The organism is Labrenzia sp. THAF35, from assembly GCF_009363595.1.
GTDB classification, from domain to species: domain Bacteria; phylum Pseudomonadota; class Alphaproteobacteria; order Rhizobiales; family Stappiaceae; genus Roseibium; species Roseibium algicola.
This window is the reverse complement of record NZ_CP045380.1, coordinates 3328520-3349501: the sequence shown is the minus strand read 5'-3', so window position 1 is coordinate 3349501 and position 20982 is coordinate 3328520. Positions and strand designations below refer to the sequence as shown.

Genomic DNA, 20982 nt, shown 5'->3' with positions numbered 1-20982 from the left:
AGGATTTGAAGCAATGACCATCCAGGATCGCATTGGCGACGTCACCGAACGGATCGTCAAACGCAGTCACGACAGCCGCTCAAGATATCTGGACCGCATCGGCAAGGCCGCGGACAAGGGCCCACAGCGTTCGCGCCTGTCCTGTGGCAACCTCGCCCATGGGTTCGCCGCCTGCGGCCTCTCCGACAAGCAGGCCCTTTCCGGCGACGTGGTACCGAACCTCGGCATCATCACCTCCTATAACGACATGTTGTCGGCCCACCAGCCCTATGAGACCTATCCGGCCCTGATCCGCGAGGCCGCACACGAAATCGGCGCGGTTGCCCAGGTTGCCGGTGGCGTTCCGGCCATGTGCGACGGTGTCACCCAGGGGCAGGACGGCATGGAACTGTCGCTGTTTTCCCGCGATGTGATCGCCATGGCTGCTGCCGTCGGCCTGTCGCATCAGATGTTCGATGCAGCGGTCTTTCTCGGCATATGCGACAAGATCGTGCCCGGTCTTGCCATCGCGGCCCTCTCCTTCGGCCATCTGCCGGCCGTGTTCGTTCCCGCTGGTCCGATGCCGACAGGCATTTCCAACGACGAGAAGGCCAAGATCCGCCAGCTCTATGCCGAAGGCAAAGTCGGTCGTGACGCCCTGCTGGAAAGCGAGTCCCGCGCCTATCATTCGCCAGGCACTTGCACATTCTACGGCACGGCCAACTCCAACCAGATGCTGATGGAGATCATGGGCCTGCATATGCCGGGTGCCTCCTTCGTCAATCCGGGCACGCCCCTGCGCGACGCCCTGACCAGGGAAGCGGCCAAGCGCGCCATCGCGATTTCCGCTCTCGGCAACGAGTTCACCCCCGCCGGTGAAGTCATCAGCGAAAAGGCGATCGTCAACGGCGTTGTCGGCCTGCACGCCACGGGTGGGTCGACCAACCACACCATGCATCTGGTGGCAATTGCCGCTGCTGCAGGCATCAGGCTGACCTGGGACGACATCTCCGATCTCTCCGATGTCGTGCCGCTTCTGGCCCGCGTCTATCCGAACGGCAAGGCCGACGTGAACCACTTCCAGGCCGCCGGTGGCCTTGCCTTCCTGATCCGCGAACTGCTGGGTGACGGTTACCTGCACCAGGACGTGAAGACCGTCTACGGCACAGACCTCTCCGGTTACACTGTGGAAGCGAAACTCGACGCAGACGGCAACGTGCAACGCGAAGAAGTTCCTGAGACCTCCGGCGACGAAACGGTGCTGGCTCCCGTTGCCAAGGCCTTCCAGCCGACGGGCGGCCTGAAGATGCTCACCGGCAACGTGGGCAAGGCCGTCATCAAGATCTCGGCTGTTGCCAAGGAACGCCACATCATCGAGGCACCTGCCCGCGTCTTCCACGACCAGAACGATTTCCTGACCGCCTTCAACAACAAGGAACTGACCGGCGACGTTGCCGCCGTGGTCCGATTCCAGGGCCCGAAGGCAATCGGCATGCCCGAACTGCACAAGCTGACGCCCTGCCTCGGCATCCTTCAGGACCGCGGCCACAAGGTCGCCCTGATTACCGACGGCCGCATGTCTGGTGCTTCCGGCAAGGTCCCGGCGGCAATCCATGTAACCCCGGAAGCTGCTGCCGGCGGCCCGATCGCCAAAATCCGTGACGGTGACATGATCCGCGTCGATGCGGTGACGGGTAAACTGGAAGTACTGGTCGACGAAGCCGAATTCAACGCCCGCCCGCTGGCGGAAGCTGACCTGAGCCAGAGCCAGTTCGGCACCGGCCGGGATCTTTTCGCCGCCTTCCGCGGTGCGGTTGGCTCGGCCGACACTGGCGCGCATGTGTTTGGTGAGTAAGGATCAGGTCCCGAACGGCCAGGTGAATTCGGCACGATAGTGTCTGCGATCTGCTCCGGCTGCGGTCGGTGCAGGGACGACAAGAAAGAGATTTTGGAGGCGATATGGCCCAGGACATTGAAAAGATCGAGAAGGTAATGTGCGCGGCACCGGTGATCCCGGTGCTGATCGTGGAAGATCCCAGGAAGGCCGTCCCCATGGCCGAAGCGCTTGTGCGCGGCGGCCTGCCCGCCATCGAGATCACCTTGCGCACGGCCCATGCCTTGGAAGCGATCAACGCGGTCAACGAGCACGTGGAAGGCGCGATTGTGGGTGCCGGCACGGTGCTGGACGGCAAGCAATATGATGCCGCCGTTTCTGCAGGTGCCCGTTTCATCGTCTCCCCTGGCGCAACCGCCAACCTGCTGGACGCAGCCGACCAGCACAGCGTGCCGCTGCTTCCCGGTGCAGCCACTGCATCGGAAGTCATGTTCCTGCTGGAACGCGGCTATGAGCGGCTGAAGTTCTTCCCCGCCGAACAGGCAGGTGGTGCGTCCTACCTCAAGTCTCTCTCCTCCCCGCTAGCGGCGGCCAAATTCTGCCCCACCGGCGGCGTCAGTCTCGACAAGGCTCCGGACTATCTGAAACTGCCGAACGTCCTGTGCGTTGGCGGTTCCTGGATTGCGGACGCAAAGGCGATTGCGGAAGACGACTGGTCCGGCATTGAAACCCGCGCAAAGGCGGCTGCCGCCCTCAAAATCTGATCAGCAACCAGCAGATCAGCAATTTCGAACGAAAAGAGCCGGGCGACGGATCGCCCGGCTCTTTTTCATCTGTTCGACGATCAGTGGCGACTTGCCCACTCATCGACTTCGCGCTCTGCTTCGTCGCGCGACTTGCCGTAGAGCTCCTGGATCTTGCCGGCAAGCTGGTCGCGATTGCCTTCGATCCGGTCCAGATCGTCGTTGGTCAGCTTGCCCCACTGTTCCTGGGCCTTGCCTTTAACCTGTTTCCAATTGCCTTCGATAATGTCCCAGTTCATTTTCATCACTCCAGTCAGGGTGCAGTCAGCTTCTCGACCGGAGGCTTCCGGCCAACTGCTGCATGTGTTGAGGTTTGAGAAAGTGACAGACGCCTGTTGAAGCCATCTGTCTCGGGATAGGCGTCCGGATATCGGGAAGGATCTCGATAGAACCGGACGCTGTGTCAGGCTGCCCCGGGTGATGACACCCGGAGCAGTCCACTACTCTTACTCAGCGACGTAGTCCGGCTGAGCTTCCAGTTCTTCCTTGGTGGCGCCTACATAGACGCGCAGGTCGGAACCGTCTTCGTTGCGAATGATCTGCAGCTCGTCAAAGGTGACGGCAACTTCACGCTCGCCGATACCCAGGAAGCCGCCAACATCAAGGATGACCTTTTCGATGGTACCGTCCTGGCTCACGATGAGTGAATCGATTTCACCGATGTCTTCATCGTTAGCGTCGTAGATGGTGGCACCTTCAAGATCGTCGGCCGTAAGTTCGGCAACAACCGCTTCGGTGTAGCCTTCACGCTCGACTTCGGCACGCGGCAGAAGCGCACGACCATCAGCATCGGTCTGGGGCGCCATTGCAGTTTCCGGAGCAGCCGTCACGCCGGCGTCGCTATCCTGGCTCATCGCGGTTTCGGTCGACGTGTCGGTTTCCGTCGTCATTGCCGTATCAGCAGGCTTCTCCATACCTTCGGAAGTCTGTGTGGCAGCCGTTTCCGCTTCGTCAGCATACGGGTTCTCATACGCCGCAGCATTGGTCAGCACGTCCTTGTTGGCGTTGACCACCAGGAAGTAGCTATCGGCGTCATCCTGCTCGCGGACAACCTTCAGCTGCTCCATCGGAAGGGCGATGTCTTTCTCGCCAATACCAAGGAAGCCACCAACACCCAGGATAACGGCCTTTACCGAGCCGTCGAAGCCAAGGATCACATCGTTGACTTCACCGATGTCGTCCCAGTCTTTTTCTTCGTCAGCCTGAGCCTGATAGTCTTCGTTGAACCGGTCATAGTTTTCTTCGACCGAGTAGATCCGCATGCCAATCAGATCAGATGCAAGAACATCACTCATGTTTGCAGACTCATTGAATTCATAAGTCTGGAGCGGTTTTACTTCGTTTGCCGCGTAAAGTGATGTTGTCAGCATCAAGGACATCGCGGTAGCGGTGATAATCCGTTTCATAATATTACATCCTCTCACAGTGATTTCCCAAGCCAGCAACATCAGTATTGCTATTGATGAGGCGGTTACTGTGAGAACAACCGAGAGAGAAAGAAGTTCCGGCTTAAAAACTAAATTTTTGAAAAAAGTGACAATTGCCTTTTCGAAGACAGGCGGAAAACTCGCCCAGCACCCAAGGTACGGATGGACGCGCGAAACCACCGCTCGCCGCGTTTCTTTCACGTCCTCGCGGGAAGTTCAGTCAATTGTGGGAAGTTGATTGGGACACACGCCGACCGCAGCATAAGCGGGCCATGTCAGACGCTCTGGGATTCTTCGGTATCCGTTTCTGAGGTGACGTCGGTCTCGTCGTCGTCTCCGTGATCGTCGTCCTGCTCAAGCGTCCGATCCCACAAGAGACGCATGCCGGCGGAGGTGTCATTGCGCCAGGCGAATTCGGCGACGACCGGCCTTTCGAATTTTTTCATCGTCAGCAGAACTTCCTCTGGAAGCGCTGTCAGACCTTTGGCAGTTATGCGGCAACCGTTCTTGCCGGCATCAACGATCGTGCCACTGATTTCCGTAATTCCGTCCAAGTCCGCGATCTTTACCGGAATGCTGACGTTGTTCCGTTTCTCGCGGCGCTTGTCCGAAACGGATTTCTCGCTCTTGGCGAAGACCACAGCAGCATCATTGCCCTTCACGGAAGTGACGTGGGCCTTCACCAGTTTGCTAGCATCCTTGGGCCGAACCCCGATGTTCTTGTAAAGCTCGCCGATATCCGGAGAGGTCAACCGGAAGCCCCACTCGCTGACGTTGGATGCAACCGCGTTGATGACCGAGAGATTGTCGAAATCAACCACGAGGACTTCTTCCTCGGCATCAGGTTGATCGAGCAGATGGGTCAGACCGTGTGATTTGTTTTCGGAATTCATAGATTTAGTTTACCTTGAGCAAACTTTCATTTCACTTAAAATACAGTCTGACAATTCAATTTATCGTTGTTTTCCGCCAACTTCGGGGCTTTTTCCCCTGACCGGTCATTTACCCTGAGCAATTTTTGCAATTGGCGTTCCTGTCGAAAGCGCTTTCAAATCATCCACGCCACTTCGGCTGCTTTTTCTTGAAATGCGCCCAACAGCCTGCCTCAACCACATCTGCAGGAGATTCCCATGGCGAAATACATCGGACTTACATTTGCGGCCCTCGCAGGCCTCGGTTTTCTCTCCCAGGCTCAGGCGGAAGAGCTCTGTCAGGGTTTCGGCCCACAAACTCCACGCGATATCTCACAGACTGCGGGGCTGAACACCTCCTCTGTCTCGATAGCGCCGTCCGCCGACAAGCTGAACCTGTGCAACATCCACACGCACACCAACGCGGAACACAAGGGGCCTGGCTTCACCGTTTTTGCCGGCGATGGCGATCATGGCGGTTACAAGTGCAACGAGACCGCCGACCTGACCGAGGCTGAATTGGCAGAACCCGCAGGGTCAGCTTTCCATGGCGTCAAGCCCGGCGACACGATCGAAGTCCACTGGGTGCATACATCCTGCAACATCACCCCTGGTGAAGGACTTGGTTCTTGCCTGAGCGATGCCTGCGCCAATCCGCAACTTCGTGTCGAGGCCCAGGTCTTCCTTGTCGTGAATGATCCCGAGGCACTGAGCTTCCTCGACTTCGATTATGACGGCAACATCGTGAATGGCCTGCATCAGGCCAAGTCATTGCCGGAAGGCACGGGCACACCGGTCACCTTCATCGGGTCGACAACAGGGCCCAGTTTCACCCAGTCGACTTGCTCCCCGCTTCAGGTGACCTGGAGCGTGCATCCGCAATGCGCCAAGCTGGACATAAACTCGCTCAACGCCTGGGCGGAAAAAGGCAACGTCTTCAAGGAAGATCATTCCCACGGCATTCGCCAACTTGTGACAGCCCCTGAATTGCTGGCCCCTATTTCCAACTGATCGGCCTTCAGCCGCCGGAAACCACCTGCCTGTTTCCGGCGGCATTCTCCTTGAATTTCCTCTCCCCCTCGCCGGGCGGGTATGCTAATGGATGCCCCGCGCGCGTCGGCGCGAAAACAAGCTGTTAAATCGATTTAAGAGGATTGTTCATGGCGCTAGAAGCAGCATTTGAGGCTCTCAACCGGCAGGCGGAACAATTGAAGGGCACCTCCCTGCGGCAACTGTTTGCCGCCGCCCCCGACCGGTTCGACACATTCTCCGCCAGGACAGACGACCTGTTGCTCGATTATTCCAAGTCCCGGATCGACGACAAGGCGTTCAACCTGCTGCTCGACCTTGCCCGTGCTGCGGATGTGGAAGGCAAACGTGCGGCCATGTTTGCCGGCGAGAAGATCAACGGCACCGAAAAGCGCGCCGTCCTGCACACGGCGCTTCGCAACCAGTCGGACCAGCCGGTTCTGGTCGACGGTGCCGATGTGATGCCCGATGTACGTGCGGTTCTGGACGCGATGGCAGATTTTGCCGAAGCGGTCCGCTCCGGCGATCTGACCTCCTCCACCGGCGACGCCTTTACCGACGTGGTCAACATCGGCATCGGCGGCTCGGACCTTGGGCCGGTCATGACGACAATCGCGCTCAGTCCCTATCATGATGGTCCGGAGCTGCACTATGTCTCGAACGTGGATGGCGCTCATATTGCCGATACGCTGGAAAAACTCGACCCGGCCACGACGCTGATCATCGTCGCCTCGAAAACCTTCACCACCATCGAGACCATGACCAACGCGCAGACCGCGCGCAAATGGATTGCCGGCACTCTTGGCGAAGAGGCTGTCGGCGACCACTTCGCAGCCGTTTCCACCGCCCTCGACAAGGTAGCCGCCTTCGGCATCGACGAAAGCCGCGTCTTCGGTTTCTGGGACTGGGTCGGCGGCCGGTATTCCGTCTGGTCGGCCATCGGCCTGCCCCTCATGATCGCCATCGGACCGGACGCCTTCAGTGACTTTCTGTCCGGCGCCCATGCGATGGACACCCATTTCGCTGAAGCACCGCTTGAAAAAAACCTGCCGGTTCTTATGGCGTTGATCGGCGTCTGGAACCGGGACGCGCTTGGCCTTTCCGCCCGCGCCGTCCTGCCCTACGACCAGCGCCTGTCTCGCCTGCCCGCGTACCTGCAGCAGCTCGACATGGAATCAAATGGCAAGCGCGTGAAGCTGGACGGCAGTCCCGTGACCGAGGAAACCGGTCCACTGGTCTGGGGCGAACCAGGCACGAATGGTCAGCACGCGTTCTATCAGCTCCTGCACCAGGGCACGACTGTCATCCCGTGTGAATTCCTGATTGCCGCCAACGGCCATGAAGAAGACCTGAAACATCATCACGACCTTCTGGTCGCGAACTGCCTGGCCCAGTCCGAAGCCCTGATGCTCGGCCGGACGCTTGACGAGGCAAAGGCACTCCTCAGCGCTTCCGGAATGGCTGCAGACGAAGTCGATCGTCTGGCACCCCACAAGGTGTTCCCGGGTGACAGGCCCTCCATGACCCTTGTCTATGACCAGCTGACACCTTTCGCACTCGGCCGCCTGATCGCCCTTTACGAGCACCGGGTTTTCGTTGAAGGCGTGATCTGGGGAATCAACTCCTTCGACCAGTGGGGCGTGGAACTGGGCAAGGAACTGGCCACTGCCCTGCTGCCTATGGTCAAGGGCGAAGTCTCCGCAGATTCCAAGGACGCCTCGACCAAAGGCTTGCTTGCCGCCCTGAAAAGTTGACGCGGGAACCACACCTTTGTTTACGCGTTAATACGTGAGGCGATCTCGTCATAATTTTGCCCAACCGGCCCTATCTGGTTCACATCGTTGAAGAACTCTTATTGGTATTCACGATGAACACGGGCCGGCTGCGGCAAACAGAGATTGCCCCAACGTGCAAAGCAGCTTAGGCTTGGAATGATTTTATACATTCGACCCGCCGAGGTTGCGGTCCGACAGGGAGACTGATTTCATGAAAAAACTAGTTCTGCTCGCAGCAGTAGGCCTTGCCCTGGCGGGCTGCCAATCCGATAGCTCACGCGACCGCGCCCTCGTAGGCGGTGGTCTTGGCGCGGCAACCGGTGCAGCAATCGGTGCTGCGGCAACCGGCGATGTCGGCGGCGCCCTGGTTGGTGGTGCAATCGGTGCGGCCGGTGGTGCAATTGTCGGCAGCGCAACGACTCCGAAGAACTGCGTCGCCTACGACCGCTACGGCAATCCTTACCGGGTCGCTTGCCCGTAATCGGGAGCGATCCTTTTTCGTTTCGGTAATAGACCGTTGGGAAGAAAACTATGAAGAAACTCCTTCTGATTGCCGCTTCGGCCGCATTTCTGGCAGGCTGCCAGTCTGACAGTCAAAGAGACCGCGCGCTTGTTGGCGGCGGTCTTGGTGCGGCAACCGGTGCCGTGATCGGTGCCGCCGCCGGTAACGGCGTCGGCCCGGCACTCGCCGGTGCGGCAATTGGTGCTGCAGGCGGTGCCATCATCGGCTCCGCAACGACACCCAAGAACTGTGTCGCCTACGACCGGTATGGCAACCCGTACCGCGTCGCCTGCCCCTGATCTCAACTGACCTGAGTCAATCGGGTCTTCACAGGTTTACGAAATGAAAAAGATCCTGCTGGTGGCCCTTGCGGCCACTGCCCTCGCCGGCTGTCAGTCAAGCAGCCAGAGAGACCGCGCGCTTGTCGGCGGTGGCCTTGGTGCCGCGACCGGCGCCATTGTCGGTGCCGCTGCCGGTGCCGGTGCAGCTCCGGTTCTCGCCGGTGCCGCTATCGGTGCTGCGGGTGGCGCTGTCATCGGCGCTGCGACCACACCGAAAAACTGCGTGGCGCATGACCGGTATGGCAACCCCTACCGAGTCGCCTGCCCGTAAGGCCAGGTTCTCTGTCGTCCTGACCATCGTCAGAGCGGACGAATTTAGCGACAATACCGGGCATGCCCATGGATTCATGGGCATGCCCGTTTTGCTTTCAGGATCTGCCTTGGATAAATCCGCCTTGGTAAGAAACTGTTAACCATAGATCTCCACCCTTGGATCATACATGTTTTTCGCCAAGGGGTTCTGGATGAGATCCGTCCTTGCAGCCGCAAGTCTCGCCATTGTGCTGACAGGTTGCGCCAACACCGAAAGTCAACGGGACAGGATGCTGATCGGGGCAGGTCTCGGTGCGGCAACCGGTGCCACGATCGGCGCAGTTGCCGGTTCCACGGTGAACGCGACCCTTGCAGGCGCCGCTCTCGGCGCCGTCGGTGGCGGCCTGATCGGTGTCGTCACCACCCCGCGCAACTGCATTGCCACGGATGAACAGGGCACACCTTACAAGGTCCGCTGCCCGTAACCCCTTTCGCACGACAATAAGGTTTGTTTGCCCCCTGCGAAATCAGAAGTGCAACAACCTGCGAAACAGCCCGACATTTTCAACGCGAGTAGCGCCGAACAGCAGGTCACGGGCTCACCGCTGTCACGTCAGTCCAAAATCCCGTTGAGAAAGCAAAAAGCCGGCCCAACGGACCGGCTTTTCTCATCTTTGAAGCGAAGTCCCCTTATCAGGCAGCAGCGCTTTCCTTGGCCTGCTCAAGAGCAACCTTCGGATCGACGTAGGCATAGCCGAGAGCGGTTGCGACCGCCTCACAGGTCACCTGACCGCCGATCACGTTGAGGCCCGGAAGGAAGTGCGGATCATCGAGCAGCGCCTTCTTGGCCCCCTTGTCTGCCAGTGCGAGAGCGAACGGCAGGGTGGCGTTGTTCAGCGCGTAGGTGGACGTCTTCGGCACGGCGCCCGGCATGTTGGCGACGCAGTAGTGAACGACTTCATCGATGATGTAGGTCGGCTCGGAATGCGTCGTTGCCTTGGAGGTTTCGAAGCAGCCGCCCTGGTCGATGGCGACATCAACGAGAACCGAGCCCGGCTTCATGCGGCTGACCAGCTCGCGCGAAACCAGCTTTGGTGCCGCCGCACCGGCAACCAGCACCGCACCGACGACCATGTCGGCTTCCAGCACATGTTTCTCTAGGGCAGCCTTGGTCGAATAGACGGTTTTCAGTGCCGGACCGAACGTCTGTGAGAGATTGCCCAGAACGGCGGTAGACCGGTCGAGAACGGTGACATCGGCTCCAAGGCCAAGCGCCATGGTAATGGCATGCGAGCCGACCACACCGCCGCCGATGACAACGACCTTGGCCGGTTCGACGCCGGGAACACCGCCCACGAGCGTGCCGGAGCCACCCTGGGCCTTTTCCAGCGCCTTGGCACCGGCAATCACCGACAGGCGGCCGGCAACCTGGGACATCGGCACCAGAAGCGGCAGACCGCCGCGGGCATCGACAACGGTTTCATAGGCAATGCAGGTCGCACCGGACTTTACCAGGTCCGCGGTCTGCTCCGCGTCTGGCGCCAGATGCAGATAGGTGAAGAGAATGTGGTCGGGGCGCAGCATGGCGCGTTCGACGGCCTGCGGTTCCTTGACCTTCACGATCATGTTCGCGGCATCGAAGACTTCCTTGGCTGTTGCCAGGATCTTCGCGCCTGCTGCTTCGTAGTCGGCATCGCTGGCGCCGATGCCGACACCGGCATTGGTTTCAACGACAACTTCGTGGCCATGAGCCACCATTTCAAGAACACTGTTCGGGGTCAGACCAACCCGATACTCGTGGTTTTTGATTTCTTTCGGCACACCAATGCGCATAACTCGACTCCTCTGGAAGCATTATTGATTGCCGATTATTTTACGCCTGTTTTCGTCGAATGTGCTTGCGTTCCCGGGGGCCTCCATTCAAATACGCGCAATTTTATTGTGTCGAATTGATATTTCTTCAAATTATCTGCTATGTATTATCTTGAACTCGGCATTATGTGCGGTGCAGCAAAAATGAAACTCGATCGCCTCGACCAGAAGATCCTGAACGTTCTGCAAAGCGACGGCCGCATCGCCAACGCGGACCTGGCGGAAAAGGTGGGGCTTTCCCCTTCCGCTTGTTTGCGGCGCATGCGCGCGCTGGAGGAAGCCGGCATCATCGAAAAATACGTCGCGCTTCTGGACCAGAAGAAACTCGGCCGGCACATGGACGTTTTCGTGGAAATCTCGCTGACCGGCCAGTCCAAGGAAACGCTTGAGAATTTCGAACGCGCCGTGGCCCGGTCCGGCGAAATCATGGAGTGTTTCCTGATGGCAGGTGATGCCGATTACATCCTGCGCCTCTCGGCCCGGGACCCGATCGACTTCGAACGCATCCACCGCGACCACCTTGCCCAGCTCCCAGGCGTTCTCAGAATGAAATCGTCCTTCGCCATCCGGCCGATCGTCAGACGCACGGCGATTCCCCTGAACGGCGAAACATGAGTTCCTTTCAGGACCGGTCCACAACCAAACCGCCTGCAATTCCGCCACTAAATCCAGCGTCTCGACGCAGCCAGCACTGGCAGGTATAGTCCGCATCCATTCAACTGCCCGGCTTTTCAAGGAACCCGCTCCGGTGACCCATACGATCACCCGTTTCATCGATACGACTTACCAGCTTGCAGAATGCCCGACCTGGGACGACAGATTGAACCGCTTGCTCTGGGCCGACATCCAGGGCCGCTCCATCCAGTCCATGGATTGGGCCAGCCGCGAGATCACCACATGGCAATTCGACAATGAGGTCGGCTCCTTTGGCCTGACGGATGACGATCGCCTGATTGTCAGCGTGTGGGACAAGATCGTTCTGTTCGATCCCGAAAGCGGTGCGAGCGAGGTTCTGGCGGAAGTTCAGGCGGATGAGCCGCGCACACGGCTGAACGACGGCAAGGTCGGTCCGGATGGGGCCTTCTGGGTCGGCACCATGGACACCAGCTCACCGCGTGAACCGATTGCCGGTCTTTACCGGGTCGACGGCAGCGGCGACGTTGCCGAGATCCGTGACGAACTGCAATGCTCCAACGGGCTCGCGTGGACGCCGGACGGCACCTACATGTACCACTCCGACACCTCCCCCGGCTGGATCGAATATTACGGCTTCGACCCGGAGACCGGTGCACTTGGCTCCAAGATGCTGTACGCCCAGCAGACCAACGACACCGGACGGCCGGATGGCGCAGCGGTCGACACCGAAGGCAACTATTGGAGCGCAGGGGTATCCGCAGGCGTTCTCAACTGCTTTGCCCCGGACGGCAACCTGCTTGCCGCCATCAAGCTTCCGGTCGACAAGCCCACCATGCCCTGCTTCTGCGGCCCGGATCTGGACCATTTGATCGTCACCAGCATCAAGCAGCCCGCCGACCCGACCGCGGTCGAACCCGACACATTGTCAGGCGGCCTGTTCCTGGTGGAAGGTCACGGCAAGACCGGCTTGAAGACCTACCGGTTCAGGACAGCAAAAAGCTGATCAAAAGCAACGCCTTGGGCAAGTCGGTTTCTGCTGTAACCGGCTTCTGCCGCACATTTGGCCTGTCATCCGTTCCGCCGACCCGGGCACAACATCAGGGTGAAGATAAACATCCCTCCTCCTCAGGATGAGGGAGAGCCTTTGGCTCGGAGGCCATGCCGGAACGAATTTTTGAGCACCCCGCCTGACGACTGTCTGTCGATGGCAGTTGTTTTGGGCCGGTTATTCAGCATCCTGCGGAGGCTGGCAGTCCCTGAGAGCTTCAATGATCTGCTCCGCTTTCACACCCGGCACCTGGATTTTCGTTTCCCCGTAAAGGTGAACGACGGCCCCTTCCCCCTTCACCGATTGCTCGTTGAAAATGCGGACCGACTGGTTTTCGGGAATGAGCACGGCCATGGAGCCGTCCTCCATGCTGAGCAGGATGGAAGACGCAATCAATGTGCAAATCATGTTTCAGCCCCACAACTGGTCAGGTAACCGGCTTTCAGCCTGCTCCGGAAAACGGACAGAGAACCGATCTTGACCCAGTCACCTAATAGCGGCAACCCCGCACCTTTACGGGCTTCCAGACTGTCTGGGCGGGTTGAACCAGCACCTGGCGGCTGACCGTCTGGTAAACCGCGGGCTTTTGCACCCGGTAGCTCGTGGCAGGCTGAACCAGCACCTTTTCCTTCACGGAGCTGTAAATGGCAGGCTGGCGCACTGCGACACGGGACGCCGACTGCACGAGAACCTTCTGGCTGACGGTTCGATAGACGGCGGGGTTCTGCACCTTGCACAGGATGTTGCGACCGTTGATGACCCGGTATTCCCAGCCGACGCTGGCGGGTTGAACCAGAACCCGGCTCTGCCGTGTCTGGTAGACGGCAGGCGATGTGCGATAGCTGACCCGCTCCGGCTGCACCAGAACACGCCGGGCCTGATAACTGTAGACGGCCGGCTTCTGCACCACGTAGCTGGATGCCGGCTGGACGAGCACGCGCTCGTTCACGGTTTTGTAGACGGCCGGCACGGTGGCCTGTTCATAGCAGGACAGTGCCTTGCCCCCGGCCAGCACGGACGTGCTGACCAACGGACTTACGATCAGCGCGGCAAGCGCGCTCCAGAAGCTGTGACGCATGTACTTTCCCCCAGTCTGGCGCAGGAAATCTCCCGCAACCCTGACTTTAGGGAAGTTCCACAAGGCATTAAAGCGAAAAAGTTAATATCCGTTAAGAAACAGCCCTGACGATCTGCTGTTCGCCCTCTTCGTCATCAGCTTCAGCGCGGGCACTCTTCTCGTAGTCGGTGTCCTCGTTGATGATGTGACGGGCCTCTTCGGGGATCCATTCTCCCCAGCGTGGCTGCAGCTGATGGTCGACGGACACCCGGTCGTCGAAGACGAAACATTCGCCCTTCCAGAGGCTGTCGGCTTCCGGCACCTTCTCCAGATAGTTCAGGATGCCGCCTTCCAGGTGATAGACTTCTTCGAAGCCGTTTTTCAGCATCCAGGCCGTCGCCTTTTCACAGCGGATGCCACCGGTGCAGAACATGGCGACCTTCGGCTTTTTCTGAAGCTCGTCTTCGCCGTCCACCCAGGCCGGGAATTCCCGGAACGACTGGGTTTTCGGATTGAGCGCCCGCTCGAACGTGCCGAAGGCGAATTCGTAGTCGTTGCGCGTGTCGATGACGACGACATCCGGATCGGAGATCAGGGCATTCCAGTCTTCCGGCTTGACGTATTCGCCGACAATCTCGTTCGGATCAATCCCGTCAACCGCAAGCCGCACGATCTCCTGCTTCAGCCTCACCTTCATGCGCTTGAAGACATGTCGGTGGGTCCAGGCTTCCTTGTGGTTCAGCCCGGCAAGCCGCGGGTCCGACCGCAGATGCGCAAGGACCTCTCGCACACCGGCTTCCGGACCGCAAATCGTGCCGTTGATACCCTCTCCTGCAAGCAGCAGGCTCCCGCGCACATCCCGTTCCTCGCAATAGACCTTGAGCGGACTGCGCATGGCCTCGAAGTCGTCGAGCGGCGTAAACATATAAAGGGCGGCAACGAGAAATTCGTTCATGGGGCTTGTTCTGTTTCTTGAAAGACGCCGGGCCCAAGGGGCAAAAGCACCACCCGGCTATTGGCGCCCTCTATACAGCCTAAGCCCCCCTTCTGAAAAGTCCGCAGTTTCTCGGACCCGGTTCTCTGCAGGCGAGGCCGCCCTGCAGGTTTTGCTTGAGCACAACCGAACATGCGCCAGGGGCCATGCAACGCGGAACTTGCCGATTGAAGTTCCTCGAAAGGAACATCGCCCAAACCCTTCGGAAGAATCGAAGAATAGCGTCAGAGCAACAAAAAGATCGGTAACAATTTGCCTCAAGAAAACTCTCTACGGAGAAAGATGACATCGTTAGAAATACGAATTAATTCATATAGTTAAAAATCAAACCTCATCCGCTTTCATTTAAGGATCATTAAGCACGCAACCGTACCCTAACCCTGAATTGCCAACATTAGCGGGCGCACCAAGGATGACCCAGTACAAGGTCACCCCGACGGGGGTGGAACGGTTCTTTTCCGAACGGGACCTGATCGTCTCGAAAACAGACACGCGCGGGCGCATCACCTACGCCAACAACATCTTTCGGGATATCGCGGGTTTTGATGGCAAGGCTCTGGAGAATGCGCCGCACAGCCTCATCCGCCACCCGGACATGCCGCGCTGTGTCTTCAAGCTGCTGTGGGACACGATAGAGGCCGGCGGAGAGATCTTCGCCTATGTGGTCAACATGTCCGCGAACGGCGACCACTACTGGGTGTTGGCCCATGTCACGCCGTCCTATGGCGAGAGCGGCAAGATCATCGGCTATCATTCCAATCGCCGAGTGCCCAACCGCCGGATTGTCGACGACATCATCACCCCGCTTTACGCCCAGCTGCGACAGACAGAACAGCAGGCGGACAACCGCAAGACCGGCATGCAGGCCGGTCACGATCAGCTGGTATCGATCCTTCAATCGAAAGGCGTGAGCTATGACGAGCTCATTCACACTCTTTAACGCCACGATCGCGTCGGGTGTCGCGCTGGTGGGCGGCGCGGCGACGGTGGTCTGTGCCTTGCTGGGCCTGACCATGGCAATGGTCCTCTGTGGCGCCATCGTCATGCTGGCCATGCTTTTCGCGCTGACCGCGGTGCATCGGACCCGGCGGGGACTTGTGGCTGCGACGGAAGTCTGCAGCCAAATCGGCTGGGGCAACTTCGAGGTGAGAGCCAAGGATTACACCGAAGCCGGTGAAGTCCGTGAGCTGATGACCTCCATGAACCACATGATCGACCGGACGGACGCCTTCCTGCGTGAGGCCGCCGCTTCGATGACGGCAATCGAGAACAACCGCTACTACCGCCGCATCCAGCCTGGTGGCCTCAATGGCAGCTATCTGCAGAATGCGGAAATCATGAACATGGCCATCGAGACCATCAAGGGCCGCGTCGGCGCTTTCCGCCAGTCGACGGATTCCTTTGAAAGCCAGATCAGCCAGATTGCCCAGAGCCTGATGGCTTCCGCCGAGCAGATGACCGGGACGGCCGAGGAAATGGAAACCTCTGCCGTTTCCAATTCGGAAGTCGTGACCGCCATTGCCGACGCGGCCGACCTGACAGCCGAAAATGTGAATGCGGCGGCATCCGCCGCCGATCACCTGTCCTCGACGGCCAGCGAAATCAGCGGCCAGATCGAACGCTCCATCGAAATCGCCCGTGCTGCCGTTACCCAGGTCACGCAAGGCCAGGACAAGGCAAACAGCCTTCGGACTTCCGCCGAAGCTATCGGCGAGATCATCGACCTGATTTCCTCCATTGCCGACCAGACAAACCTGCTGGCACTCAATGCCACCATCGAGGCGGCCCGCGCCGGTGAAATGGGCAAGGGTTTTGCGGTGGTTGCAGCCGAGGTGAAGGAACTGGCAACGCAGACAGCCAAGGCGACACAGGAGATCACCCAGTCTTTGGAGGAAGTCGACGCGGCCAGCCGCGATACGGCTCAGTCCTTCGACACGATTTCCAAAACCATTACGGAAATCGAATCCATTACCACGATGATTTCCAACGCCTCGGTCAAGCAGGCGGAAGCGACACAGGCCATACAGGAGAACGTGACCAACACCGTGGCCTGCACCAACAAGGTGACCGGAATTGTGGACGGTGTCGCCCAGAATGCGGCAACCACTCACGCGGCCTCCAAGACCGTGCTGAGCTCCGCGGAAAACATGTCCTCCAACGCCGGGCAGCTCACCGAAGCAGTGGCGGCCTTCTTCAAATCGCTGAAGAAAGGCCCGCTCGAGCAGCAGAACAGCGAAGCCGCCTAGGCACACTGGCTGTTAGGCAATCCAACCCGGGCGTTCGTGCCCGGATTGCCTCTTTTGGGGAATTGGGTCAAAGCCTCACACCTCTTATCTTCAGGACAGAGCCCACCCCTCACTGGACGTTCTGGAGGCCCACATGACCATTCTCGGCGACCTGCTGTCGACCATCTTCGAGCGCCGCTATCGCACAGCGGCGCCGGACCGGCGCGACAATCGGCCGATGGAGGATCTGGTCAGCGCACTTGTCGGCACAGCTGGCGACGTGACGGGCCTTGCCGCGGCCAGCACGCTCCTGCAACGGTTTCAGGAAATGGAGGACAGCGACAAGCTGCAGTTCTTCCGCCACCTTGCCCACGACATGAACATCGATCCGGCCGGCGTGCGCACTGCCCTTGATGCCTATGAGGCGAGCCCGAACCGGAAGACATACACGGCCTTCATGGCGGCTGTGGAGCCCAAGCGCCAGGAATTGATACGGCGGCTGAACCAGATTCCCGGTGCCACCGAGCAACTGGTGCGCATGCGCGCCGACCTCCTGCGTCTCGGTGGCGCCGATCCGGAATTGCAGGCGCTCGACCAGGATTTCCGACACCTGTTCATTTCCTGGTTTAACCGGGGCTTTCTGGTGCTGCGGCCGATCAGCTGGGAAAGTCCGGCGCATATCCTTGAAAAGATCATCGCCTATGAGGCCGTGCACGAAATCACCAGCTGGGAAGACCTGCGCAGCCGCCTGGCCCCTGGCGACCGCAGGTGCTTCGCCTTTTTCCACCCGTCCATGCCCGACGAACCGCTGATCTTCGTGGAAGTCGCGCTCACCGCAGACATCCCCGGTTCCATCCAGGACCTTCTGGCAGGTGACAGGGAACCCATCACAGCGGCCACGGCCCGTACCGCCGTGTTTTATTCGATTTCCAATTGTCAGGAAGGCCTGGCCCGCATTTCCTTCGGCAACTCCCTGATCAAGCAGGTGGCGGCCGATCTTTCGGCAGAATTGCCGGGACTGAAAACCTTCGTTACCCTGTCGCCGATCCCTGGCCTGACGAAATGGCTGTCGGCGGAAAGCATTGCTTTCCAGGACGCGGACCCGAAGCTGCTACGCACCCTCGCCGCGCATTATCTTCTGTCAGCCCGCCGCGAGGACGGACAACCGGTTGACCCGGTGGCGCGCTTCCATCTGGGCAACGGCGCATTGGTGCATGCCGTCCATGCAGAAGCCGACACTTCCGCAAAGGGCCGTGCCCAATCTGCCGGCGTGATGGTGAATTACCTCTACGATCTCGGCAAGGTGGCCCAAAACCACGACCGCTATGCGGCGGCAGGGGAAATCGCCGCCTCTTCGGACATCAGGTCTCTGGACGCGGCCGCAAAGAAACTGAATTTGCGCGAAGCGGAAGCTACACAACAGGCTTGATGGCGCACGGGTCGGGAGCCAATCGCAGCTCATGCTGCCGGTGCCCTGCCCGCCGAGCCGGCGCCATTCGTCCACCCTGGCGCGCTAACTGTCCTGTTCAGAACGGTCTCTGAAACCAGGCTCGGCGCATCACGGGTCAACGCGATTCCCGCCGCCCCTCCCCAACCGATAGCTATCGGTCCCGGCGTTATCCTGACGCTGCCGGAAAGACGGATTCCGGCTGTCTTGGCCTTGTCTTCGGCTTCAAAACCGTCAACTTGCAGGTGACGTCACAGTGCCCGGGCGACTACTTCTTCGCTTCTTGGGTAACACCTAAGGAAAGTTGAAGAAGAAATCTCGCGTGCAGCAAAATTCTTTGCTAATCTGCGATTGGCGAAACGGGATCCATACCAATCTCGGATTGAAGCGGCCTCTGCACATCAGGGGACGCCTGGAAGACGTACCGGCGCGAAAAGCCGGCCGCTTTCCAGGCGAGCAGACCGTTCAATGGGTTTCTCGACGCCGGAAATTGTCTGAAAGGCAAAACAAAAAATGACATGTAAAGACAAGGCGGCAGGGATGAGCGAAGATCAATACACCAAAGAGCAGCTCGAATTCCTGGAAATATTTGAAATTGCAGCAAGATATGACTGTCTGTTCCTGCTCGATTTCCATTGCTTCGATCTGTTCGACCACGACCAGACCAGCCTGCTGAGCGACGGCGAACGTGCCCAGTTGGCGGCAGCGGCAAGATATGACATCTATGCCGAAGCCATGCAGAAGGGGTTTCTTCCGAAATCCAGTCCCTTTGGAGGCGTCCATGAGCATCAACACTTTTGTTGAGCCGCTACCCTTCTCGCTGATCGAAAACGGATTGGCGGGAGAGAAGACGCAGTTTCTGTTCAAGACCTGGCGCGAAAACGAAGGCATCATCGTGCAGGACAGCCGCATGACGCAGCTGAGCCCGTATCTGCTGATGACCTTGCCGACCGCCGAGCCGGGCGACGTGCCGCCGCTGACCTTTGTGGGCAAGCACAGCACCTTCCGCCGGTTCTTTCCACAGGCTCTTGACCCGGAAACACCACGTCCGCCGACCAGCTTCCTGCCCTCAGTCTACCGCCAGGGCGTTGCTGATGCCTACCAGATCGCCATGGAAGGCGAGCCCTGGTTCGACATCCAGCGCACAGGCAACAAGCTGGGCGAAGGTGTGCCGGACATGACGCTGCAGCGTCTCCTCGTGAAATTCCGCACCAGTGCCGGGTTCACGCGGATTTTCTGCCTCATGACTTTGCTTGAAGTCCATTCGCGATCCTATCAATCAGATCGCACACATCGTCAGCTGTGTTCGCAACAAAAATCAGATTGGCATCCAGCGTACCAGGCAGCGGCTCAACCCAGTTCAGTGCATGAAAGTGTGCACGGGTAAAGCCGCAGTCGCGCCAGAAGCCGTCCATGAAGTTGAAACCCTGCACCCAGCCGTAATAGAAGCCGGCGCCCCACTCATCCAATGCCTCGATCTGGGCCATCTGGTTGAGCAGGCCGCCGAGCTTCGAACCGCGCCACTCCTTGGCAACTTCCGTTCCGCCCAGATAAACAACGTCGCCGGTAATGCGCCGGCCAACGCGCGGCTGCTTGTCACTCAGCACAACCTTGCCGCCCTCCGCATCCGGGTAGCAGCGGTGAAAATACTTGCGCCAGAAATCGGTCAGCGTCATCGGATAGGCCATTCTGTCGAAACGGGCGCACACCCGCCCGACCATCCGGTCTTCCTCATCCACCAGCGCCAGCCAGAACGCCTGTGAAGGCGTATAGGTGTTGAGACTGGGGGTGAAATGCCCCTCCAGTCGCTTCAGGCCGCTGGCCGCCGCCATGGCCTCGACAACATCGAAATCCGACCCGCGGCGCAGCATCAGCCCCAGGCGTTGAAACTCCCTGTCTATAACGCCCCAGGCACGTTTCAGCTGTGCCTTGTCCAACTCGAAATCCAGTTTATGCATGGATGTCCCGTTTGATGTTGCCCTTCATCCGCATCCTGCAAAGAGCGGCCGCGTCAAACGCGGCGATCGCCTTGTTTGCCAATAGATTAAATAGGCACCGATTTTCCCTGCTTGGCAGCACGTTAAGTTGTCTGCCAAGGCGGTCAAACAAGAAAAAATATCAAGGTTAAAACTTGCGGGTACCGGTTTGAAAGAACGGGAGTTTTCAACCGGAGATTCACCGCCCACAAGGCAAGCCGGTTATCCACCGCTGTGCGAATGAAACTCCACGCGGTCGGATTTCCCCTTCACGAAGGGGCCATCGTCCCCCTTGGATTCGCACCGCCAAACACATCCTTTGATCAAGTTGTCACCGTCACCGGGCACAACTACAGTTCAGACGTTACTGTGCAAGGACTTGTTGATTGATATTGAACTTGATTGGAGAACACGATGATGAAGCAACTTTTCTTGCTTGCTGCAATGTGTGCAATTTCAACTGGCTCAATCGCCAAGGATCTTCCGGCATCAGCCAAGCCGATGACAGAAGCCGAACGGATCGAGATCTTGTCCGGCAACAAGATCGAAGGAATTTTCTACGGAAAAAACGGCAAGAAAGCCGGTGACTGGATTGTCGAATGGAACGACAACGGCAACAAGATCGCCGTGGTGACCGTGACGGGTAAAAAGCCCGCGAAGAAAACACTGAAATGGGAAGTGAAGGACGGCCAGTTTTGTGAACAGGGCTTCCGGGACGAGACAATGGTCTGCGGCCACGAGAACACCTACTTCAAGGACGGCAGCACCTGTTTCACCACCTTGAAGGATTCGAAATTCATCACGAACGAGTTCCCCTGCTGATCGCAGCAACCACGCACTGAATCTCGTGGCCGTCGACCGGCGGCCACGGATC

At 58.9% G+C, this 20982-nt stretch carries 24 protein-coding genes; 14 read left to right on the top strand and 10 right to left on the bottom strand.

The window, feature by feature from the left end; translation table 11 throughout:
* Positions 1 to 13 precede the first annotated feature (13 nt).
* Both edd and eda read left to right on the top strand, forming a co-directional pair.
* A complete protein-coding gene (edd, locus tag FIU93_RS15310) occupies positions 14 to 1834 on the top strand; it encodes a phosphogluconate dehydratase (RefSeq protein ID WP_152506072.1) in 1821 nt (606 codons plus the stop codon).
* A 104-nt stretch (positions 1835 to 1938) separates the two neighbouring features.
* Positions 1939 to 2577, top strand: coding sequence for a bifunctional 4-hydroxy-2-oxoglutarate aldolase/2-dehydro-3-deoxy-phosphogluconate aldolase (eda, locus tag FIU93_RS15305; protein ID WP_023000616.1), 639 nt, complete (start codon positions 1939 to 1941; stop codon positions 2575 to 2577).
* 80 nt (positions 2578 to 2657) lie between these two features.
* On the opposite strand, the gene FIU93_RS15300 is transcribed toward eda, so the two are convergent.
* From FIU93_RS15300 to FIU93_RS15290, 3 genes are all read right to left on the bottom strand, one after another.
* Positions 2658 to 2855, bottom strand: a complete 198-nt coding sequence (locus FIU93_RS15300) for a CsbD family protein (protein ID WP_031269168.1) — start codon at positions 2853 to 2855, stop codon at positions 2658 to 2660.
* A gap of 207 nt (positions 2856 to 3062) precedes the next feature.
* Positions 3063 to 3911, bottom strand: coding sequence for a PRC-barrel domain-containing protein (locus FIU93_RS15295; protein WP_228872305.1), 849 nt, complete (start codon positions 3909 to 3911; stop codon positions 3063 to 3065).
* Positions 3912 to 4318: 407 nt separating this feature from the next.
* Entirely contained in the window at positions 4319 to 4936 is a 618-nt protein-coding gene (locus FIU93_RS15290; protein WP_062488220.1) for a PilZ domain-containing protein, read from the bottom strand.
* Between the two features lie 237 nt (positions 4937 to 5173).
* Between FIU93_RS15290 and FIU93_RS15285 the strand changes: the two genes are divergently transcribed.
* The 6 genes from FIU93_RS15285 to FIU93_RS15260 all read left to right on the top strand — a co-directional run bounded on the left by FIU93_RS15285 (position 5174) and on the right by FIU93_RS15260 (position 9338).
* On the top strand, positions 5174 to 5965 hold the full coding sequence (locus FIU93_RS15285; protein ID WP_152506071.1) for a delta-class carbonic anhydrase: 792 nt from the start codon (positions 5174 to 5176) through the stop codon (positions 5963 to 5965).
* Between the two features lie 149 nt (positions 5966 to 6114).
* Complete coding sequence (gene pgi / locus FIU93_RS15280) at positions 6115 to 7737, top strand: glucose-6-phosphate isomerase (RefSeq protein WP_075284427.1); 1623 nt, start codon at positions 6115 to 6117, stop codon at positions 7735 to 7737.
* A 232-nt stretch (positions 7738 to 7969) separates the two neighbouring features.
* Entirely contained in the window at positions 7970 to 8239 is a 270-nt protein-coding gene (locus tag FIU93_RS15275; protein ID WP_055655348.1) for a glycine zipper domain-containing protein, read from the top strand.
* A gap of 50 nt (positions 8240 to 8289) precedes the next feature.
* Positions 8290 to 8559 (top strand): glycine zipper domain-containing protein, encoded by a 270-nt coding sequence (locus FIU93_RS15270; RefSeq protein ID WP_023000609.1) that lies wholly within the window; start codon positions 8290 to 8292, stop codon positions 8557 to 8559.
* Positions 8560 to 8602: 43 nt separating this feature from the next.
* Complete coding sequence (locus FIU93_RS15265; protein WP_055655350.1) at positions 8603 to 8872, top strand: lipoprotein; 270 nt, start codon at positions 8603 to 8605, stop codon at positions 8870 to 8872.
* A 169-nt stretch (positions 8873 to 9041) separates the two neighbouring features.
* Positions 9042 to 9338, top strand: coding sequence for a hypothetical protein (locus FIU93_RS15260; protein ID WP_023000607.1), 297 nt, complete (start codon positions 9042 to 9044; stop codon positions 9336 to 9338).
* Between the two features lie 208 nt (positions 9339 to 9546).
* Here the strand turns inward: FIU93_RS15260 and ald are convergent, their stop codons facing one another.
* Positions 9547 to 10686: an alanine dehydrogenase gene (gene ald / locus FIU93_RS15255; protein ID WP_023000606.1), complete on the bottom strand. Its 1140-nt coding sequence runs from the start codon at positions 10684 to 10686 to the stop codon at positions 9547 to 9549.
* Between the two features lie 183 nt (positions 10687 to 10869).
* On the opposite strand from ald, the gene FIU93_RS15250 reads away from it, so the two are divergent.
* Positions 10870 to 11340 carry an Lrp/AsnC family transcriptional regulator gene (locus FIU93_RS15250; RefSeq protein ID WP_023000605.1) on the top strand — a complete coding sequence of 157 codons (471 nt, stop codon included), beginning with the start codon at positions 10870 to 10872 and terminating at the stop codon, positions 11338 to 11340.
* A gap of 133 nt (positions 11341 to 11473) precedes the next feature.
* Positions 11474 to 12364 (top strand): SMP-30/gluconolactonase/LRE family protein, encoded by an 891-nt coding sequence (locus tag FIU93_RS15245; RefSeq protein ID WP_075284431.1) that lies wholly within the window; start codon positions 11474 to 11476, stop codon positions 12362 to 12364.
* Positions 12365 to 12586: 222 nt separating this feature from the next.
* Here the strand turns inward: FIU93_RS15245 and FIU93_RS15240 are convergent, their stop codons facing one another.
* The 3 genes from FIU93_RS15240 to FIU93_RS15230 all read right to left on the bottom strand — a co-directional run bounded on the left by FIU93_RS15240 (position 12587) and on the right by FIU93_RS15230 (position 14421).
* The gene (locus tag FIU93_RS15240; protein ID WP_152506070.1) at positions 12587 to 12817 is read right to left on the bottom strand and encodes a hypothetical protein; all 231 of its coding nucleotides are present in this window, start codon (positions 12815 to 12817) and stop codon (positions 12587 to 12589) included.
* A gap of 82 nt (positions 12818 to 12899) precedes the next feature.
* Entirely contained in the window at positions 12900 to 13487 is a 588-nt protein-coding gene (locus FIU93_RS15235) for a hypothetical protein (RefSeq protein WP_023000602.1), read from the bottom strand.
* Positions 13488 to 13578: 91 nt separating this feature from the next.
* On the bottom strand, positions 13579 to 14421 hold the full coding sequence (locus FIU93_RS15230) for a rhodanese-related sulfurtransferase (RefSeq protein WP_152506069.1): 843 nt from the start codon (positions 14419 to 14421) through the stop codon (positions 13579 to 13581).
* 451 nt (positions 14422 to 14872) lie between these two features.
* Here FIU93_RS15230 and FIU93_RS15225 point away from each other — a divergent pair, with 451 nt between their 5' ends.
* The 3 genes from FIU93_RS15225 to FIU93_RS15215 all read left to right on the top strand — a co-directional run bounded on the left by FIU93_RS15225 (position 14873) and on the right by FIU93_RS15215 (position 18114).
* Complete coding sequence (locus tag FIU93_RS15225; protein WP_023000600.1) at positions 14873 to 15400, top strand: PAS domain-containing protein; 528 nt, start codon at positions 14873 to 14875, stop codon at positions 15398 to 15400.
* The gene (locus FIU93_RS15220; protein ID WP_209010134.1) at positions 15375 to 16706 is read left to right on the top strand and encodes a methyl-accepting chemotaxis protein; all 1332 of its coding nucleotides are present in this window, start codon (positions 15375 to 15377) and stop codon (positions 16704 to 16706) included. The genes FIU93_RS15225 and FIU93_RS15220 overlap by 26 nt, the downstream gene beginning before the upstream one ends.
* A 133-nt stretch (positions 16707 to 16839) precedes the next feature.
* On the top strand, positions 16840 to 18114 hold the full coding sequence (locus FIU93_RS15215) for a malonyl-CoA decarboxylase (RefSeq protein WP_152506068.1): 1275 nt from the start codon (positions 16840 to 16842) through the stop codon (positions 18112 to 18114).
* A gap of 483 nt (positions 18115 to 18597) precedes the next feature.
* On the opposite strand, the gene FIU93_RS15210 is transcribed toward FIU93_RS15215, so the two are convergent.
* From FIU93_RS15210 to FIU93_RS15200, 3 genes are all read right to left on the bottom strand, one after another.
* Positions 18598 to 19125, bottom strand: coding sequence for a hypothetical protein (locus tag FIU93_RS15210; RefSeq protein ID WP_152506067.1), 528 nt, complete (start codon positions 19123 to 19125; stop codon positions 18598 to 18600).
* Between the two features lie 76 nt (positions 19126 to 19201).
* Positions 19202 to 19396 (bottom strand): hypothetical protein, encoded by a 195-nt coding sequence (locus FIU93_RS15205; RefSeq protein ID WP_152506066.1) that lies wholly within the window; start codon positions 19394 to 19396, stop codon positions 19202 to 19204.
* Complete coding sequence (locus tag FIU93_RS15200) at positions 19374 to 20090, bottom strand: hypothetical protein (protein WP_023000594.1); 717 nt, start codon at positions 20088 to 20090, stop codon at positions 19374 to 19376. The genes FIU93_RS15205 and FIU93_RS15200 overlap by 23 nt, the downstream gene beginning before the upstream one ends.
* A 432-nt stretch (positions 20091 to 20522) precedes the next feature.
* Between FIU93_RS15200 and FIU93_RS15195 the strand changes: the two genes are divergently transcribed.
* Positions 20523 to 20930: a hypothetical protein gene (locus FIU93_RS15195; protein ID WP_075284435.1), complete on the top strand. Its 408-nt coding sequence runs from the start codon at positions 20523 to 20525 to the stop codon at positions 20928 to 20930.
* Positions 20931 to 20982 lie beyond the last annotated feature (52 nt).

Coding starts and splice junctions, on each gene's coding strand:
- edd (WP_152506072.1), top strand. CDS start 14: ATGACCATCCAGGATCGCATTGGCGACGTCACCGAACGGATCGTCAAA.
- eda (WP_023000616.1), top strand. CDS start 1,939: ATGGCCCAGGACATTGAAAAGATCGAGAAGGTAATGTGCGCGGCACCG.
- FIU93_RS15300 (WP_031269168.1), bottom strand. CDS start 2,855: ATGAACTGGGACATTATCGAAGGCAATTGGAAACAGGTTAAAGGCAAG.
- FIU93_RS15295 (WP_228872305.1), bottom strand. CDS start 3,911: ATGAGTGATGTTCTTGCATCTGATCTGATTGGCATGCGGATCTACTCG.
- FIU93_RS15290 (WP_062488220.1), bottom strand. CDS start 4,936: ATGAATTCCGAAAACAAATCACACGGTCTGACCCATCTGCTCGATCAA.
- FIU93_RS15285 (WP_152506071.1), top strand. CDS start 5,174: ATGGCGAAATACATCGGACTTACATTTGCGGCCCTCGCAGGCCTCGGT.
- pgi (WP_075284427.1), top strand. CDS start 6,115: ATGGCGCTAGAAGCAGCATTTGAGGCTCTCAACCGGCAGGCGGAACAA.
- FIU93_RS15275 (WP_055655348.1), top strand. CDS start 7,970: ATGAAAAAACTAGTTCTGCTCGCAGCAGTAGGCCTTGCCCTGGCGGGC.
- FIU93_RS15270 (WP_023000609.1), top strand. CDS start 8,290: ATGAAGAAACTCCTTCTGATTGCCGCTTCGGCCGCATTTCTGGCAGGC.
- FIU93_RS15265 (WP_055655350.1), top strand. CDS start 8,603: ATGAAAAAGATCCTGCTGGTGGCCCTTGCGGCCACTGCCCTCGCCGGC.
- FIU93_RS15260 (WP_023000607.1), top strand. CDS start 9,042: ATGTTTTTCGCCAAGGGGTTCTGGATGAGATCCGTCCTTGCAGCCGCA.
- ald (WP_023000606.1), bottom strand. CDS start 10,686: ATGCGCATTGGTGTGCCGAAAGAAATCAAAAACCACGAGTATCGGGTT.
- FIU93_RS15250 (WP_023000605.1), top strand. CDS start 10,870: ATGAAACTCGATCGCCTCGACCAGAAGATCCTGAACGTTCTGCAAAGC.
- FIU93_RS15240 (WP_152506070.1), bottom strand. CDS start 12,817: ATGATTTGCACATTGATTGCGTCTTCCATCCTGCTCAGCATGGAGGAC.
- FIU93_RS15235 (WP_023000602.1), bottom strand. CDS start 13,487: ATGCGTCACAGCTTCTGGAGCGCGCTTGCCGCGCTGATCGTAAGTCCG.
- FIU93_RS15230 (WP_152506069.1), bottom strand. CDS start 14,421: ATGAACGAATTTCTCGTTGCCGCCCTTTATATGTTTACGCCGCTCGAC.
- FIU93_RS15225 (WP_023000600.1), top strand. CDS start 14,873: ATGACCCAGTACAAGGTCACCCCGACGGGGGTGGAACGGTTCTTTTCC.
- FIU93_RS15220 (WP_209010134.1), top strand. CDS start 15,375: ATGACGAGCTCATTCACACTCTTTAACGCCACGATCGCGTCGGGTGTC.
- FIU93_RS15215 (WP_152506068.1), top strand. CDS start 16,840: ATGACCATTCTCGGCGACCTGCTGTCGACCATCTTCGAGCGCCGCTAT.
- FIU93_RS15205 (WP_152506066.1), bottom strand. CDS start 19,396: ATGGACTTCAAGCAAAGTCATGAGGCAGAAAATCCGCGTGAACCCGGC.
- FIU93_RS15200 (WP_023000594.1), bottom strand. CDS start 20,090: ATGCATAAACTGGATTTCGAGTTGGACAAGGCACAGCTGAAACGTGCC.
- FIU93_RS15195 (WP_075284435.1), top strand. CDS start 20,523: ATGATGAAGCAACTTTTCTTGCTTGCTGCAATGTGTGCAATTTCAACT.